We start from the raw sequence: 16,216 nt of genomic DNA on the forward strand, positions 1-16,216 counted from the left end.
CGTCTACGACCGCCGAATTAGCGTACGGAGCCGATAGCACGGCGGGACGGAGAAGCCGGGCGTCACTCGCCGATAGCTCGCTGGTCGACGTACTCGCGGGTCGCTCCCTGCAACACGTAGTCGGTCTCTCGAAGCGCTCGGACCGACCCCGACCCGGTGACGAACATCGCCGTTTCCAGCTCGGCACGCAGGTCCTCGATCCGCTCGACGACGGCGTCCGGGCCGTCCGTGGCGGGTTTCAGGAACGGTTTCGCCAACCCGCCGGCCCGCGCGCCAAGCGCGATCGCCTTGGCCACGTCCAGGCCCGTGCGCACGCCGCCGCTCGCGATCACGCAGTCGTGTTCGGCCCCGCACTCGATCGTGCTCGCCGCGGTCGGGATCCCCCACTCCCGGAACAGGGTCCCGATGCGCTCCTGTCGGGGCGCGTTCGCGGTGGCCGCGCGGTAGGCTTCGATCCCCGACCACGTCGTGCCGCCCTTTCCGGCGACGTCGATCGCATCGACCCCTGCGGCGGTCAGCTTCCGGGCGGTCTCCCCGGAAATCCCGTTGCCCGTCTCCTTGACGATGAGCGGCACCGAGAGATCCGCGGCGACTCGTTCGATCGCGCTCAAGCAGTTTCGCCCGTCGACGTCGCCCTCGGGCTGGACGGCCTCTTGGAGGAAGTTCAGGTGGACCGCGAGCGCGTCGGCCTCGACCATCTCGACCGCGCGCTCGACCGTCTCGATGTCGTACTCTCGAAGCTGGGCGGCGCCGAGGTTCCCGTAGATGAACGCGTCTGGCGCGGCATCACGCACGACCGTGTACGACTCGAGGACGCCCTCGTCGTCGAGTTCGAGGCCGGCTCGCTGACTTCCGAGCCCCATCGCGATCCCGGTCTCGCCGGCGGCCCGGGCCAGCGCTCGGTTGATCTCGGTGGTGTTTTGGTGGCCGCCGGTCATGCTCTCGATGAAGATCGGGGCCGACAGCTCGTGGCCCAGAAACTCGACGGACGTGTCGATCGCGTCGCGGTCGAGTTCCGGAAGCGCTTCGTGGACGAGTCGGACGTCCTCGAAGCCGGTTCCACTGGTCTCGACGTCTCGTTCCTGCACGATCTGAATGTGGTCGTCTTTCCGGTCCTCGGTCTCCGACGAGCGCCGTTCGGTCATTAGGCTATCTTGGGAAAGCGGCGGGGAAAACAGTACTGCTGTCTCGACGCGACGACTCGCCTACTCGGCGGCGATCACGTCGTCGATGCGCGCGATCATCGTCGCGGCCTCGGTCGCGGACTCGAACGCCTCGCGCTTGACCGCGACCGGGTCGAGGACGCCCGCCTCGACGGGGTCGCCCACCTCGCCGTGCTGGCCGGTGGCGATGACGCCCGCCCGGCCGTCGCGGCTCTCGTTTTCGGCCCGGAGGTCGACCAGTGCGTCGATCGGGTCCATCCCGGTGTTCTCGGCCAGCGTGCGCGCGAGCACGTCGACCGCGTCGGCGAACGCCTCGACCGCGAGTTGCCTGCGGCCCTCGACGCCGGCGGCCGCCTCCCGAACCCGGTCGGCGACGACGATCTCGGTCGCGCCCGCGCCCGGGACGACCCCGCCCGCGTCGAGCGCGGCCGCCACGACGTCGAGCGCGTCCGAGAGGGCGCGTTCGAGTTCGTCGACGACGTGCTCGGTGCCGCCCCGGATCAGGACGGTGACCGACTCGGCCGCCGCGCCGCCCTCGACGAACACGAGGTCCTCGTCGCCGAACGTCCGGACGCGGACGGTCTCGGCCCGACCGAGATCCGCGTCCTCCACGTCCTCGACCTTGCCGGATCGGCTCGCGCCGGTCGCGGAGGCGATCGCCCGGGCCTCGTCGTCGTCGACGCTCTCGAACGCGAGGATGCCGGCGTCGGCGAGCGCGGCCGCCGCGCCGTCGGCGATCGAGTCGGTCGCCAGCACCACGTCGACGCCGGCCGCCGACAGCGACTCGGCGTACGACTCCAGTTCGCGCCGCTCGGCGTCGACCGCCGCGGTGAGCTGTTCGACGCTCTCGACGCTGTACTCGGCGTCGATCTCGGCCTCGCGGACCCCGAGCTCTTCGTCGACGACCGCGATGGTCGCGTCGGAGACCTCGCGGGGCATGTTGGCGTGGGCGGGCTCCTCGTCGGTGACGACTCCGGGGACGAGCTCCGTCGCCGACGAGGAGGCCCCCGTCTGGGTGTGGACTCGGACGTCGTCGCGGGCCACGCCGTCCTCGCCGTCGACGTGGCGGATCGCCTCGACCACGACCTCGGCGAGCCGCTCGGTCGTCACGTCGCCGGTCCCCTTGCCGGTCATGCTCGACTCGGCGACCTGCCCGAGCAACTCGTCGTCGGTCTCGGCGTCGAGCACCTGCTCCTCGACGGCTTCGATCGCGATGTCGCGGGCGCGGGCGTACCCCTCGACGATCGTCGTCGGGTGGACGTCGTCCTCGAGCAGGTCCTCGGCCTTCGCGAGGAGTTCGCCCGCGAGCACCGCGGCCGTCGTGGTGCCGTCGCCGACCTCGGCCTCCTGGGACTCGGCGACCTCCACGATCATCTGGGCCGCGGGGTGGTCGATGTCCATCGTGTTCAGGATGGTCGCCCCGTCGTTCGTGATCGTCACGTCGCCGGTGTCGCTCACCAGCATCTTGTCCATCCCTCGCGGTCCGAGCGTGGTGCGTACGGCCTCGCTGACCGCCTTGCCCGCGTCGATGTTCGACGTCTGTGCATCGCGTCCGTGGGTGCGCTCGGTGTCCTCCGCGAGGACGAACATCGGTCGACCGCCCATGCGCTGCTGTCCGAATCCTGACTCCGACATCTGTATCCCCGTTCGAAAAATGATTGAACTTCTATATAAAAGTTTCCCCGATCGCCGACTCTCTCGCTCTCGGCCCCGGCGACCTCAGTCCCGCAACCGCCGCCACGCGCCCGCCCCGACCAGCCCCGCGAGGGCGGCCGGCACGCCGAAGCCGGGGACGCCCGAGGAGGCGCCGTCGTCGGTCGTGGCGTCGTCGGCGAGCGCGGCCTGTTCGGTTCCTGTCGCGGTCGTGGTCTCGGTATCGCCCCCCGCGGTCGTCGTCAGCGACGGCGGATTCCTCTGCTCGCCGGCGTGGTTGCCGAAGGTGTACAGCGCGCCTCGACTCCCCTCCAGTTGGCCCGCACTGCTGGCGACGAAAAACCGGTCGGTGACCGGTCTCGCCGTCCAGAACGCCGCCTCGTCGGGCTTGCGCCACCACGCCAACAGCTCGGGGTTCGCGGGGTCGGAGATGTCGTGGATCTTGACCCCGCCCTGATACCACGAGGAGAACAGCCGGTCGCCGACGATGTCGAAGTTGTGGGAGGTGGTCCACGTACCGCTGAGGCTTGGGTCGGGGGTCGGCGGCGGGTCGATGGTCGACAGCCGGGTCGGGTCCTCGAGGTCCGAGACGTCCCAGAGTTCGAGCTCGCCGGGGGTCCCGCGGCCGTCGACGGCCCACGCCTCCTTGTTGATCCCGAGTAGCGAGCCGTCGTCGTTGGGCATCGAGAAGTGGTGGTTGCCGGGCTTGCGGAGTATCTGGGCCCGGACCGACTCGTCGGAAACGGCCGCGAGTTCCTCGCGGGACCGACCCCCGACCCGGCCGGCGAACGACGGGGCCGCGGGGTCGCTCACGTCGACGATCCACGTCCCGGCGTCCCACTGGGCGAGGTAGGCCCGTCCGTCGCCGACCCACACGTCGTGGACCGTCCGGAGGTTCGAGGGGGTCTCGGTCCACGCCGACTCGTGGCCGGGGATCGACCACCGTCCGATCTCGGTCGGGTCGTCGCCGCTCACGTCGACCATCACGAGGGGGTTGTCGGCGTTGTCGTTGCCGGTCAGGTAGGCGACCCCGTCCCGGAGAAAGCAGTTGTGGATCGGGTAGTCGGTCTCGAAGAAGGCGACTCGCTCGGGGTCGGTCGGCTCGCTCACGTCGTAGATCAGCACGCCCCGAAGCACGTCGCCGGGGATCGGATCGGCGGGCCCGGCGACGATCAGCCGGTCGCCCTCGACCTTCGCGTCTTGGAGCCCCCGGAGCGGGCCGGTCTCGCGGTCGGCGAGCAGTTCCCGGCGCTCCGCGACGACCTGCGGGTCGTCCGGGCGCGCCACGTCTACGACCGCGAACCCGTCCATCGCGGCGACGTAGACGTACTCGTCGTCCGGACCCGGGACCGCTTCGGCCGCGTTCGCTACCGAGACGCTCCCGTACGGCCGGTACGGGCCGGGGTGGCCCGAGGCGGTGCCGACCGCCGACAGACCGAGCGTCCCGACGATGCCCCCCAGAAATTCGCGCCGTCGCATGCGTCTACCGATGCGACACAGCGGGATAAAAGGGGCGGACCCCGGCCCGGCCGTCCTCACGCGACCCGCGAGCGGTCGCCCGTCCCGCCGGTCAGCGCGCTGGCGATGGCGCCTTTCAACACCACGTCGTCGCCGAGGTTCGTCAGTTGGACGTCCGGGACGTTGTTGAACACCGTCTCCCGGAGGCGCTCGCGGAGCGGGTCCACGACGAGTTCCTCGTTGTTGAGCGCGACCGCGCCCCCGACGTAGACGACCAGCGGAGCGTACGCCTGCACGATGTTCGTCACCCCGAGGGTGTTCCAGTGGGCGACCTGCTCGACGACGTGGTCGGCGAACGCGTCCTGACCCGCGTACTCGAACACGTCCGCCGCCGAGAAGTCGGCGGCGTCGATCGGGAGGGCGGTGTCCAGTCCCGGGTCGTCCTCGGCCAGCATCGTCGCGTACTCGGGGATGTTGTTGCCCGAGCAGTACGCCTCCCAGTGGCCGTCGTGGCCGCACCCGCAGGTCCGCCGTCCCCGGGGGTCGACGACCATGTGGCCGACCTCGCCCGCGTTGCCGTCCCACCCCGACAGCACCTCGCCGTCGACACAGACCCCGGCGCCGATGCCCGACGAGATGGTGAGATACACCATGTCGTCAGGATTGCGGTCGCTGTAGAAGCGCTCGCCGATGACCCCCGCCACGGTGTCGTTGTGGAGGTACACCCGGTCGGAGTCGACGAGCTGGCCGATCGGTCCGGAAAGCGGGATCCGGCCGACGGCGTCGGGGAGGTTCGCGGGGCCGTCGACGATCCCCTCCGCGAGGTCGAGCGGCCCGATGCTACCGATCCCGACGGCCTCGATCTCGTCGGGGTCGACGCCGACGGCCCCGCAGGCCTCCCGGAGACACGACAGCACCGCCTCGGTGACCGCGATGCCGGTCGGCCCCCTCGGCGTGTCCGCGCGGTGAACGCTCACCACCGCCCCGTCCCCGTCGGCGACTGCCGCCCTGACGTTCGTCGCACCGAGGTCAACGCCCGCGTAGTACGCCATTCACGCCGGGAAGACGTGACGGCCGCACTTAACAACAATCATTTACTCGGCATCGAGTATGCGGTTTCCTCACACCGTCGGGTCGCCGGACGGGCGATTCGAGCAGACGCCAGACCTATGGCCTCGCGCATGTTAGTAAGTGTCATGGATCGCGACCCCGACAGACCCGGCGGCGACCTCTCGGAGTCGGAGATCGAGGCGCTCCACGAGGTCGAACTCGGCCTCGAGTGGCTCCACCGCGCCCACGGCAGTCTCGTCGAATTCCACCACGCGACGGGCCACGCGATGGACCACCTCGCCGACGCGGAGGCGACGTTGCGCGCGAGCGGCTACGACAAACTGGCCGACCGGCTCCGCGAGGAGTTGCTCCCGACCGGCGTGTTCGATCAGACGTGGTCGTACGACGTGGTCGAGACGTTTCAGGACGGCTGTCTCGCGGACGTGACCGCGTTCGAGTCCGACGTCCGCGAGACGGTCTCGGACGGCCGGCGCCACGTCGCCGAGCGCCGCCAGGAGCGCGAGTGGAAGGGCCGACGCGACTAATCCGACCGGACGAAGGTGACCGGACACGGCGAGGACAGCATCACGGTCTGGGCGACCGAGCCGAAGACGGCCTTCCCCGTCGGCGATCTGGTGCGACCGCCCACGACCACGCGGTCGGCGTCGACCTCGCTGGCGAGGTCCGCGATGGTCTCGCCGTGAGAGCCGACCGCGCCCCGAACCCGATACGTGATGCCGGCGTCGGCGAGCCGGTCGGTTAGCTCGCGGATCGTGGCGTGGCGCGCGGCCACCTCGTCCGGGTTGATCTCGCCCATCGGATCGTAGTCGAGTCGCGCGACGACCTCGTCGTACTCCTCGTCGGTGAACACATGAGCAAGGATCACCGTCGCGCCCGTCGGTTCGGCCACCTCGGCGACGGCGTCCGCCAGCGTCTCGGTGCGGTCGGCGTCGCCGGGTCCGACCGCGAGCAGTATCGTTTCCAGCGTCATACGCCCTCCTCCGCGGCCCGACCAATTAAGCGTGTGGGACGGTTTACTCGCCGGCGAGTAGTACAGTCGGTCCTCGACCCCGAGCCGGTTCCCGCACACCGATATGGATCGAGCCCCAACCGACGGCCATGCTACGACCTGACCTGTCGGGACGGACCGCGCTGGTGACCGGGAGCGCGACGGGCGTCGGCCGCGAACTGGTGTTCGCGCTCGCCGACCGGGGCGCCTCGACCGCGGTCCACTATCGGACGAGCGACGAGGCCGCGGCGGCGACCGCCGAGACGGCCCGCGAGCGGGGCGCGCCCGACGCGACCACCGTGCAGGCCGACGTGGCCGATCCCGACGACGTCGAGGCGATGTTCGAGGCGGTCGAGGCGGACCTCGGGACGGTCGACGTGCTCGTCAACAACGTCGGCCCGTTCGCGCCCGACCACTGGGAGGACCTTTCCTACGAGGAGTGGAACACCGTCCTGCAGGCGAACGTCAACGGCACGTATCTGTGCTGTAAACGCGCGCTCCCCGGGATGCGCGACCAGTCGTGGGGCCGGATCGTGAACGTCGGCTACGCGAGCGCCGAGAAGGGGCTGATGTCGCCGAAGAACGCGCCGTACTTCATCGCCAAGCAGGGCGTGTTGATGTTCACCCGGATGCTGGCGGCCGACACCCGGGACGACGGGATCACCGCGAACGCGGTGTCGCCGTACGTCGTCGAGAACTCCGACGAGTTCCCCGACGACCTCCCCCGCGGGCGACCCGCGAGCTTCGAGGACATCGCGCAGGCCGTCCTCTTTTTCCTCGACGAGGACAGCGGCTACATCAGCGGCGAGAACGTCGAGGTCGACGGCGGGTGGCTACCGGAATCGGTGTGAGTCGCGGTCGCTCGGGGCCGCTACCGGTCCGGCGTCCATCCCGATCGGCCCTGCTCCAGTCGGATCGCCTCGTCGATGAGCGTCTCCTGCTCGCGGACCACGTCGGTCATCGTGAGGATGCCGACCACGTCGAGACCTTCGACCGCCGGGAGCTTCTTCACGTCCTCGGCCCGCATCCGCCTGACCGCCGTCCGGACGGTCGCGTCCGGCGAGATCGTGACGACGCCGTCGCTCCCGGCCTTCGTCACCGGGATCTCGCCGAACGGCCGCTCGAAGCGATAGCCCGCCTTGAGCGCGTCGGTCTCGGTCACGATTCCGGCGGGATCGCCGTCCCGGGTGACGACGGCGCTCCCCACGCCCTCCCGAAGCATCACGCCCACCGCGCGCCGGAGCGGCGCGTCGGCCGGGACCGTCACCACGTCGGTCGTCATCGCGTCGCGAACGAGCATACTCCCCCGTGTCGGGGGCGCCGGATGTACGTTTGGGTCGCGGCGTGGGTCCGGACAGAGAGCCGGCGCCGCCGGACGCTTCCCGAACAACTAAGCCCCCGCGAGGACCCTCACCCGACAACGGATGAGCCACACGACGGACGAACTCGCCGGGGTGGTCGACCTCTTCGGCGCGCTGACTGCCGACGAACTCCGGGAGGCGCTCTCGGAACTCGCGTTCAAGCGGGGCGAGTCGGTCGACGACGAGGCGCTGACCGCCGAGATCGAGCGTGCGCTCGCCGACTACCACCTCGTCGAGATCGACCGCGACGGCGACCGCCTGCTGGTCGCCGGCCCGGCCGCCTTCCCCGCGGTGCCAGAACACGGTCCGGACCTGCCCCACATCATGGACGTGCCCGACCGCGACCTCGACCGCGAGGCGGTCGGCGAGGCGGTCGCCGACCGCCTCCGCGAGGAGAGCCGGACGGTCGCCGCGGCGGGCGAGACCGACCGCGCCGAGCGACTCCTCGACGTGAGCTACGACCTCGAAGCGTGGGCGCCGGTCGGGGTCGCCGACGTGCGCGAGACGCTGGATCGGGCCTTCGAGTCGCCCGGCACCGACTGCGCCGAACGCACGAATTAAGGCCGGCGAGTCCGAGGTTCCGGATATGGAACTGGGCCGCGTGACCGAGTACGTCCCGCGAGCGGTCACCGACGAGGAGCGCAACGCGGCGGTGTTAGCGCCGGTCGCGGTCCGCGACGGCGAGCCCCACCTCGTGTTCACCAAGCGCGCGGACCACCTCGGCGAACACGCCGGCCAGATGAGCTTCCCCGGCGGCGGTCGCGAGCCCAGCGACGAGGATCTGCTGGCGACCGCGCTCCGGGAGGCCGACGAGGAGATCGGACTCGGGCCCGACGAGGCCGACGTCGTGGGGCGACTCGACGACATCCGGACGACCACCCGGTACGCGGTCTCGCCGTTCGTCGCGCGGGTGCCCGACCGACAGTACACCCCCGACGAGCGCGAGGTCGCCGAGATCGCGGTCCTGCCGGTCTCGGGGCTGGTCGATCCCGACAACTACGAGAACGAGCGCCGCGAGCACCCCCAGTACGGCGAGGCGATCGTCCACTTCTTCCGGGTCGATGGCTACACCGTCTGGGGCGCGACCGCCCGGATCCTCGTCCAGTTGCTGGAGCTTGCGACCGACTGGCGCGCGCCCGAGACGATCGACCGAGTGCTCGACCCCGACGCCGACGTCGGGCGGCGCTGACACCGCCGGGCCGGTAAGAACCGACAGTGCCGACACGCTTTTGAGTCCTCCCGGGGTACGGTGGGGTACATGGTCGCACAGACGATGGATCGCGTTCCGCACGGGTCGTAGAGTTCTCACTGTTACTGGCGGTGGTCGCGCGTGCTGACTACTGGCGAGTCCGTCGCGACGACCGGGCTCGACGCCGTCGCGCTCAAGCCCGCCGAGTGCGACGTCTCGCGCGCGCTCGACCTCCCGTTCGAGAGAGTGACGATAGATTACGAGGGCCGCGAGCACCGCCCGAGCGAGGAGACGCTCGCGGCCCTCGCCAGCGAAAAGACGGTCCGGCTCACCACGCCGGTCCGGGCCGCGGGGTACGATCCCCTCGGCGACGACGCCCTCTACGGAGCCATCCCCGAGGGCGTCAAACGGGTCGCGGTCGCGGGTCACGCCGCCTACCTCACCGACGAGGAGCGATCGAAGGCGGTCGCGCCCCGGCTCGGGGCGGCTGTCGAGCGCGCACCCGACGCGTGGGTCGGCACCGAGGGCGTCGAGCGCGTGGCGCTCGCGACCGGGGCGACGCAGTTCGAGCTCCTGTCGCGGTCGACCGAGCGCGACCTCCGGGCGCTCCGGGCAGGGGGCTTCGACGGCGAGGTCGCGGTGTACGCCCCGACGGTCCTCACCGACGACGACGATGCGGTGCTCGACGCCGTCGGCGCGTACGCGGCCCGGCGCGGGCCGGTCGCGAGCGCGCTTCCCGAGGGCGCCGCGACCGACCACACGGCGTCGGGACGGGCCCGCGAGGTCCTCACGGCGGCGACCCGCGACTACGCGCTGGTCGGCACCCCGACGGCGGTCGGCGAGCAGGTCGCCGCGCTGAAGGAGGCCGGCGCCGACCTCGTGGTCGGCTACCCCGCCCGCGGCGTCGAGGCGTTGGTCTCCTGACGCTGGCGGGGGTTTCCGAACACGGATGGGGCCCGAGCCCGTACCCCGCCCTATGCCCACCTTCGTCGCGGAGATCCAGTCGGTCGGCGACCCCGCCGACTTCCGACGGCGCATCGCCGAACGCATCGAGACGGTCGGCGACGCGGTCGCGGTCCTCGAAGACTGGACCGAGTCCAGCCGCGAGACCAGGACCGAACTCGCCTCGAAGTACGACACCGCCAAGTCGCTCGCCAGAGACGAAGTCGCCGAGGACGGCGACGGGGAAGACGACGCCGCCGACCTCCCGGCCGAGGACCTTCTCACCCACCCCGCGGTCTCGGACGGAACCAAGCGGCGCCTCCGGGAGTACAGCACGAAGCTCTACGTGTTCCTCGACGAGGAGCGCTCTTACGAGGGTGCTCGCGAGGAGCTTTTGACCGCCCTCGACGCCGAGCTCGGCCTCTATCGGCGCCTGCTGGAAGCGGTCGGCGCGGACGAGACGGTCCGGGACGGCCAGGCGGCGATCGCCCGGTTCGCCCGCGAGACGGCGCCGGGCTCGCCGACCCAGACCGCGACCGAACTCCTGCTCGAATCGGCGGTCGACGATCGGCCCGACTAGGGCCGAGCGCCGGCGCGGGTCGGTACCCCTTTGGCGGTCGGTTTCGAACGCGGTCGTATGCGACTCGCACGACTGCTGACGCCGGACGGACCGGTGAGTGGGACCTACGACGACGGCGTCGTCCGCGCCGACGACGGCACCTACGAGGTCGGAACCGACGGCCGGCTCCTGCCGCCCTGCGAGCCCTCTGCGGTGTACTGCGTCGGGCGAAACTACGCCGAGACGCTCGATCAGATGGAGTACGAGCGCCCCGAGGAGCCCGACTTCTTCGTGAAGCCGCCCGCCTCGCTGGTCGGGCACGGCAGACCGATCCCGTACCCCGAGTTCACCGACGAGCTGACCTACGCCGGCGAGCTCGCGGCGGTCATCGGCGAGCGGTGTCGGGCGGTCGCCCCCGAGTCGGTGCCCGAGGTGGTTCGAGGGTACACCGTGATGAACGACGTCGACGCCCTCGACCAGCAGGGCCGGACCGCCCGGAAGGCCTTCGACGCCTCGGGGCCGCTCGGCCCGTGGATCGAGACGGACATCGACCCGACGGACGTCGACATGCGGACCGACGTGGGCGGCGAGCGCCGACAGGAGGCCAACACAGAGCTGATGCTGTTCGACCCCTACGAGATCGTCTCGTACCTCTCACGGCGGTTCACCTTCCGGCCCGGCGACGTGGTCGCGTTCGGGAGCCCGGCCAACCCCGGGCTGGTCAAGCCCGGCGAGACCGTCGAGATCACCTACGAGGGCGTCGGGACGCTCCGGAACCGCGTGGTCGCCCCGGAGTGAGACCGGCCCCACTCACACTGACCGACGCCGTCCGCTCGGGCGTTCGGCCTCGAGAGCCGATTTTCCGGCGGGCGTACGCCTAAGTGCCCGCACTTCGTCGGCTCGACCATGCGCCGAGTCCGAGACACAGACCGAGCACCGAGCGCGACCGCCGTCTCGCCCCGGAGGCGACCATGAGAGTCGCAGTCGTCGGCGGCGGCGCCGTCGGCACGACCGCCGCCTACGACCTCGCCGACCGCGGCGCGTCCGTGGTCCTCTACGAGAAGGGAGAGATCGGCGGCGCGTCGACCGGCCGGGCCGCGGGCGTCCTCTACGACGCGTTCGCCGCGCCCGAGGACGCCCGCGTCGGCGACCGCGCGATCGAGCGCTTTCGGGCGTTCTCCGGCGAGGGCGAGTTCGAGTTCCGCGAGACGCCGTACGTCTTGCTCGCCCGCGAGGGCGACCGGAAGCGCGCCGATGCGATCCGCGAGCAGGTGCCCCGGATGCGCGAGGCCGACCGCGAGGTGGCGTTCGCCGACCCCGACGAGCTCCGCGACCGGTTCCCGGCGGTCGAGTGGGACGACGTGGGCGTCGCGGCCGTCGCGGAGAACGCCGGCTGTACCCTGCCGGGAGCGTACGCCGACCTGCTGGCCGAGAAGGCCCGCGAGGCGGGCGCGGAGATCCGGACACACACCGCCGCCCGGCTCGACCCCGACGGCCCGAGCGTCGAGACCGACGCGGGGTCGGCGTCGTTCGACGCGGTGGTGGTCGCGGCGGGCGCCCACACCAAGCGACTGCTCGCGGCGGCCGGGATTTCGGTCCCGCTCAAGCCCTACCGGGTGCAGGCGCTCACCGCGGGCTTCGACGACGAAAAGGGCTCGCTCCCCATGGTCTACGACGCCACCGAGGGGTACTACCTCCGGCCCCATCCCGACGGACTGCTCTCCGGGGACGGCACCGAGGAGGTCGAGAGCGACCCCGACGAGTGGAAGCGAGACGCCGACGAGGCGTTCGTGGACGCGACCCGCGAGCGACTCGACCACCGCGTCGGCGACTTCGGGCCGGTCGAAGACGCGTGGGCCGGCCTCTGCGTGGCGACGCCCGACCGCGACCCGCTCGTCGGCGAACTCCGCGACGGGGTGTTCGTCGCGGCCGGCTGGCAGGGCCACGGGTTCATGCGAGCCCCGGCGCTCGGGGAGGCGGCCGCCGAGGCTGTCCTCGGCGACAGCCCGGTCCCGGAGTTCGATCCGACGCGGTTCGACGGCGACGAAGCGTTCGAGATCGTCGAGGGGATGGCGGTCGACTGACCCGCCCGGTCAGGCTTCGACCGACTCGGTGGGCGAATCGTCGGACGACGCCTCGCGCTTCGGGACTTGGACCTTGAGCGTCCCGCTCTCGGCCAGCGTCGCGGTCGCGGCCTCGGCGTCGACGACGGCGTCTGCGGGGAGTTCGGCCTCGCCGTCGAGCGAGAGCCCGCGACCCGGGAACACCATCTCGAACCCCTCGTGGAACTCCCGGAAGCGGTCGATGCGCACGAGGACCGAGCCGTCGGCGTACCGGACCTGCACGTCGCTACCGGTCGCGCCCGGCGCGTCGAACACGACGAGGTAGGCGTCGTCGCTCTCGAGCAGGTCGACCGGGAGGGGTTTGGACTCGTGGATCTTGCTCGCGCCGCGGCCGACCCGGCGGAGGACGGCGCCGCCGACCGACCGACCGAGTTCCCGGACGTTCATAGCTCGATTTCGTCGAGCGAGTCGGTCTGGGCGCAGTACGGACACTGGAAGTCGGAGACGCCGGTCTCCTCGGGCATGTCGTAGGTGTAGTGCAGTTCGAACATGTCGAGTTCGCAGTCCTCGTTCGTGCACTTCACTTCGAGGGTGGCAGGCATACGCTGAACCTAACGCCTGCGCGACTATAAACACGCGGGCTTCGGCGAGTCCACGCTGCTCTCGGCCGGCTCCGGCCCCGGGGCCGGTCCGCGGTCGGGACGCCCGTCGGGCCCGGCGCCCCGAGCGTGTAGTCACTGTTTTACCCGTCGGCGGGCAATGTGACTACATGACCGACCTCGCGGACCTCGACGTGACGCTCGTGGACGGGTACGTCGACGAACCCGCCCACTTCGGCGTCCCGCCGTACATCTCGACGTACCCCCGATACACCGCCGGGGCGATCGTGGACGCCGGCGTCCCCGAGGCCAACGTCACCTATCACACCATCGACGAACTCCGCGACGACAGCGCGCGGTGGCGCGACGTGGAGGACGCCGACCTGTTCGTCTACCTCGGGGGCATGACCGTCCCCGGCAAGTACGTCGGGGGCACGCCCGCCGAACCCGACGAGGTGCGAAAGCTGGCGTGGACCGCCGACGGGACCAGCCTGATGGGCGGTCCCGTCAAGTTCGGCGTCGGCGACGAGAACGCCGGCGGCACCGAGACCGAGCGCGACGACCTCGACTTCGACTTCGTGGCGAAAGGCGACGTGGAGGCCGCCGCCTACGACTTGCTCGACAGCGGGTTCGAGGGGTTCAACAACCGGATGCGCGACAACGAGGAGATCGACCGGTGGGCCGCGAAGGGGGCGTTCGTGATCGAACACCACCCCAACCACCCCGACTACCTCATCGCCGAGATGGAGACCTCCCGGGGGTGTCCCTACCGGTGTTCGTTCTGCACCGAACCCCTGTACGGCAACCCCTCGTTCCGGCGGCCCGAGTCGGTCGTCGCGGAGGTCGAGACCCTCTACGACCGCGGGGCGCGCCACTTCCGGCTCGGCCGGCAGGCCGACATCCTCGCGTACGGCGGCGACGGCGAGAAGCCCAACCCCGACGCCCTCCGCGAGCTCTACGGCGGCATCCGGTCGGTCGCCCCCGACCTCGAAACCCTCCACCTCGACAACATGAACCCCATCACCGTGGTGGAGTGGCCCGAACTGGCCCGGGAGGGCATCAGGGTGATCGCCGAGCACAACACGCCGGGCGACACCGCGGCGTTCGGCCTCGAATCGGCCGACCCCCTCGTTCAGGAGGAGAACAACCTCAACGTCACCGCCGAGGAGTGTTTCCGGGCAGTGGAGATCGTCAACGAGGAAGCGGGGTGGCGGCCTGGAGAGGACCCCGAGAACGCTCCGACGCACGGCGAGGACGCCGCGAACCGCCTCCCGAAGCTCCTGCCCGGCATCAACCTCCTCCACGGGCTGAAAGGCGAGCGCCGCGAGACGTTCGAGCACAACAAGGCGTTTCTCGAACGGGTGTACGACGCCGGCCTGATGCTCCGGCGTGTCAACATCCGGCAGGTGATGGCGTTCGACGGCACCGAGATGAGCGACGTGGGCGCGGACATCGCCAAGGACCACAAGAAGCTGTTCAAGCAGTACAAGACCGAGGTCCGCGAGGAGATCGACAACCCGATGCTCCGTCGGCTCGCGCCGGCGGGGACCGTCCTGCCCGACGTCCACCTCGAATACCACCGCGACGGCCGGACGTTCGGTCGACAGCTCGGCACCTACCCCCTGCTCGTGGGCATCCCGGGCGAGCGCGAACTCGGCCGGACGATCGACGTGGCGGTCGTCGACCACGGCTACCGGTCGGTGACGGGCGTGCCGTATCCGCTCGATCTCAACAGCGCGACGATGGACGAACTCACCGCGATCCCCGGACTCGGCACTCAGCGGGCGGGCAACGTCATCGTGAACCGGCCGTACGAGTCGCCGACCGAGCTCTCGGCGGACGTGAGCGTGAATCTCGACTCGTTCGCGACCGCGGAGAACCCGGAAGGCGCGGACTGACTACCCGACTCGCGCGACGATCTTTCTGGCGACGATCCCGGTCGAGACCGAACAGCCGACGTACCACGCGAGCCACACCTGGAGCGGGCCGACGATCGTCGCGGTCCACGCGACGTGTCCCACGACGGGGAGCGCGAGCGCGGCGGGCGCGACGGCGGCGCTCGGCGCCAGAAACACCCACCGCAGGTAGAGGAACGCCGGCACCGAGACGAGCATGCTCCAGACCATCGGCCGGAACTGGGTCTTCATCTGGGCCAGCCAGTCGCCCATCAACTCTTGCTGTTCGGCGCGCAGTTCCTCGACGGCGTCGTCGTCACCGCGGTCCCGGGCGTTCTCGACGCGGTCGCGGATCTCGGTCATCCGATCGCGAAGCTCCGCCATCCGCTCTTGGTTCCGGAGCTTCGCGTTGAGTAGCGCCGACGACAGCCCCGCGGTGCCCGCCAGCAGGAAGACGAGCACCGAGAAGGGGACGAACGACGCCGCCGGCGCGAGCGCCGCCTGCATCCCGGCGCCGACGGCGGTCCCGATCGGATCCACGAAGTACCCCGACAGCATGACGAGCGCGCCGACCCCGGCGAGCTTGTCGCGTGCGGTCCACCCCGCCGATTCGGTTGCCATACCAACAGGTTCCGGGCGAAGCGTTATCAATGCTTTCCCGCCACGGGGCGTCGGCCCGTCGGGACCAGATCGGCCGCGACGGCGTCCCACGCGTCGTTTCGGTGTCGGCGACGAGTCCGACCGGGCCGACCGCGAGCGAAGGTCGGCGGTGGCTCTCCGACGGGCGTCCCAAAGAGAACCCCGGGACGCGCTCGCGGCTCCGATCGCGAGCGAGCCCTAGAACTCTTCTTCGATGATCTCGCCGACCGCGAAGTTCGACTTGACTTCGGTGATCTCGACTTTCACGCGCTCGCCGATCTCGGCGTCGGGGACGATGATGACGTACCCGCGCTCGACGCGGGCGATGCCGTCGCCCTGCTTGCCGATGTCTTCGACCTCGACGTAGCGAATTTCGCCCTCCTCGACGGGGGGTTGCGGTTCCGACGACGTGGAAGTGCCGGAGCTTTCGCTCTTCGAACTCGACTCGGCGCTCGACGACTCGGAGTCGTCCGCGATGAGTGCGACCCGATAGGTCTCGCCCGGCTCGACCGAGCCGGTTTCGATCTCGCGACGCGGCACCTCTACGACGTACTTGTCGTCCTCGATAGTGACATCAGCACTGAACAGACACAGGAGTTTGTCAGAGATCTCCAAGGTTATATGCCTCCGTTCGGA

The 16,216-nt window shown here is 70.5% G+C and carries 19 protein-coding genes; 9 read left to right on the forward strand and 10 right to left on the reverse strand.

Features of this window, described 5'->3' with window-relative positions:
* Positions 1-62: 62 nt before the first annotated feature.
* The 4 genes from fni to EPY72_RS00970 form a co-directional block, all read right to left on the reverse strand.
* Entirely contained in the window at positions 63-1,145 is a 1,083-nt protein-coding gene (gene fni / locus EPY72_RS00955) for a type 2 isopentenyl-diphosphate Delta-isomerase (RefSeq protein ID WP_135805292.1), read from the reverse strand.
* Positions 1,146-1,205: 60 nt separating this feature from the next.
* Complete coding sequence (gene thsA, locus EPY72_RS00960; protein ID WP_135805628.1) at positions 1,206-2,768, reverse strand: thermosome subunit alpha; 1,563 nt, start codon at positions 2,766-2,768, stop codon at positions 1,206-1,208.
* A gap of 114 nt (positions 2,769-2,882) precedes the next feature.
* Positions 2,883-4,295: a hypothetical protein gene (locus tag EPY72_RS00965; protein WP_134670840.1), complete on the reverse strand. Its 1,413-nt coding sequence runs from the start codon at positions 4,293-4,295 to the stop codon at positions 2,883-2,885.
* Positions 4,296-4,351: 56 nt separating this feature from the next.
* On the reverse strand, positions 4,352-5,326 hold the full coding sequence (locus EPY72_RS00970) for an ROK family protein (protein ID WP_134670839.1): 975 nt from the start codon (positions 5,324-5,326) through the stop codon (positions 4,352-4,354).
* Positions 5,327-5,470: 144 nt separating this feature from the next.
* Between EPY72_RS00970 and EPY72_RS00975 the strand changes: the two genes are divergently transcribed.
* Complete coding sequence (locus EPY72_RS00975; RefSeq protein WP_210423474.1) at positions 5,471-5,869, forward strand: hypothetical protein; 399 nt, start codon at positions 5,471-5,473, stop codon at positions 5,867-5,869.
* Here EPY72_RS00975 and EPY72_RS00980 read toward each other — a convergent pair.
* Positions 5,866-6,315: a universal stress protein gene (locus EPY72_RS00980; RefSeq protein ID WP_135805294.1), complete on the reverse strand. Its 450-nt coding sequence runs from the start codon at positions 6,313-6,315 to the stop codon at positions 5,866-5,868. The genes EPY72_RS00975 and EPY72_RS00980 overlap by 4 nt on opposite strands.
* A gap of 128 nt (positions 6,316-6,443) precedes the next feature.
* Between EPY72_RS00980 and EPY72_RS00985 the strand changes: the two genes are divergently transcribed.
* Positions 6,444-7,184 (forward strand): SDR family oxidoreductase, encoded by a 741-nt coding sequence (locus EPY72_RS00985; RefSeq protein WP_135805295.1) that lies wholly within the window; start codon positions 6,444-6,446, stop codon positions 7,182-7,184.
* Between the two features lie 20 nt (positions 7,185-7,204).
* On the opposite strand, the gene EPY72_RS00990 is transcribed toward EPY72_RS00985, so the two are convergent.
* The gene (locus EPY72_RS00990) at positions 7,205-7,633 is read right to left on the reverse strand and encodes a CBS domain-containing protein (RefSeq protein WP_244605499.1); all 429 of its coding nucleotides are present in this window, start codon (positions 7,631-7,633) and stop codon (positions 7,205-7,207) included.
* 124 nt (positions 7,634-7,757) lie between these two features.
* Between EPY72_RS00990 and EPY72_RS00995 the strand changes: the two genes are divergently transcribed.
* From EPY72_RS00995 to EPY72_RS01020, 6 genes are all read left to right on the forward strand, one after another.
* Positions 7,758-8,255, forward strand: a complete 498-nt coding sequence (locus EPY72_RS00995) for a DUF7109 family protein (protein ID WP_134670834.1) — start codon at positions 7,758-7,760, stop codon at positions 8,253-8,255.
* A gap of 25 nt (positions 8,256-8,280) precedes the next feature.
* Positions 8,281-8,883 (forward strand): NUDIX hydrolase, encoded by a 603-nt coding sequence (locus tag EPY72_RS01000; protein ID WP_134670833.1) that lies wholly within the window; start codon positions 8,281-8,283, stop codon positions 8,881-8,883.
* A gap of 141 nt (positions 8,884-9,024) precedes the next feature.
* The gene (locus EPY72_RS01005) at positions 9,025-9,807 is read left to right on the forward strand and encodes a DUF7388 family protein (protein ID WP_135805296.1); all 783 of its coding nucleotides are present in this window, start codon (positions 9,025-9,027) and stop codon (positions 9,805-9,807) included.
* Positions 9,808-9,859: 52 nt separating this feature from the next.
* The gene (locus EPY72_RS01010; protein WP_134670831.1) at positions 9,860-10,405 is read left to right on the forward strand and encodes a hypothetical protein; all 546 of its coding nucleotides are present in this window, start codon (positions 9,860-9,862) and stop codon (positions 10,403-10,405) included.
* A 57-nt stretch (positions 10,406-10,462) separates the two neighbouring features.
* Positions 10,463-11,182: a fumarylacetoacetate hydrolase family protein gene (locus tag EPY72_RS01015; RefSeq protein WP_135805297.1), complete on the forward strand. Its 720-nt coding sequence runs from the start codon at positions 10,463-10,465 to the stop codon at positions 11,180-11,182.
* Between the two features lie 173 nt (positions 11,183-11,355).
* Positions 11,356-12,468 (forward strand): NAD(P)/FAD-dependent oxidoreductase, encoded by a 1,113-nt coding sequence (locus EPY72_RS01020; protein WP_134670829.1) that lies wholly within the window; start codon positions 11,356-11,358, stop codon positions 12,466-12,468.
* Positions 12,469-12,477: 9 nt separating this feature from the next.
* On the opposite strand, the gene EPY72_RS01025 is transcribed toward EPY72_RS01020, so the two are convergent.
* Positions 12,478-12,894, reverse strand: a complete 417-nt coding sequence (locus EPY72_RS01025; protein WP_134670828.1) for an Hsp20 family protein — start codon at positions 12,892-12,894, stop codon at positions 12,478-12,480.
* Complete coding sequence (locus tag EPY72_RS19140) at positions 12,891-13,049, reverse strand: DUF7559 family protein (RefSeq protein ID WP_167599440.1); 159 nt, start codon at positions 13,047-13,049, stop codon at positions 12,891-12,893. The genes EPY72_RS01025 and EPY72_RS19140 overlap by 4 nt, the downstream gene beginning before the upstream one ends.
* A gap of 167 nt (positions 13,050-13,216) precedes the next feature.
* On the opposite strand from EPY72_RS19140, the gene EPY72_RS01030 reads away from it, so the two are divergent.
* A complete protein-coding gene (locus EPY72_RS01030; RefSeq protein ID WP_135805298.1) occupies positions 13,217-14,944 on the forward strand; it encodes a radical SAM protein in 1,728 nt (575 codons plus the stop codon).
* On the opposite strand, the gene EPY72_RS01035 is transcribed toward EPY72_RS01030, so the two are convergent.
* Both EPY72_RS01035 and EPY72_RS01040 read right to left on the reverse strand, forming a co-directional pair.
* Positions 14,945-15,562: a DUF106 domain-containing protein gene (locus EPY72_RS01035; RefSeq protein ID WP_135805299.1), complete on the reverse strand. Its 618-nt coding sequence runs from the start codon at positions 15,560-15,562 to the stop codon at positions 14,945-14,947.
* A 216-nt stretch (positions 15,563-15,778) separates the two neighbouring features.
* Positions 15,779-16,195, reverse strand: a complete 417-nt coding sequence (locus tag EPY72_RS01040; RefSeq protein WP_134670825.1) for a TRAM domain-containing protein — start codon at positions 16,193-16,195, stop codon at positions 15,779-15,781.
* Positions 16,196-16,216: the final 21 nt, after the last annotated feature.

This window comes from Halorussus marinus, assembly GCF_004765795.1.
Classification (GTDB): domain Archaea; phylum Halobacteriota; class Halobacteria; order Halobacteriales; family Haladaptataceae; genus Halorussus; species Halorussus marinus.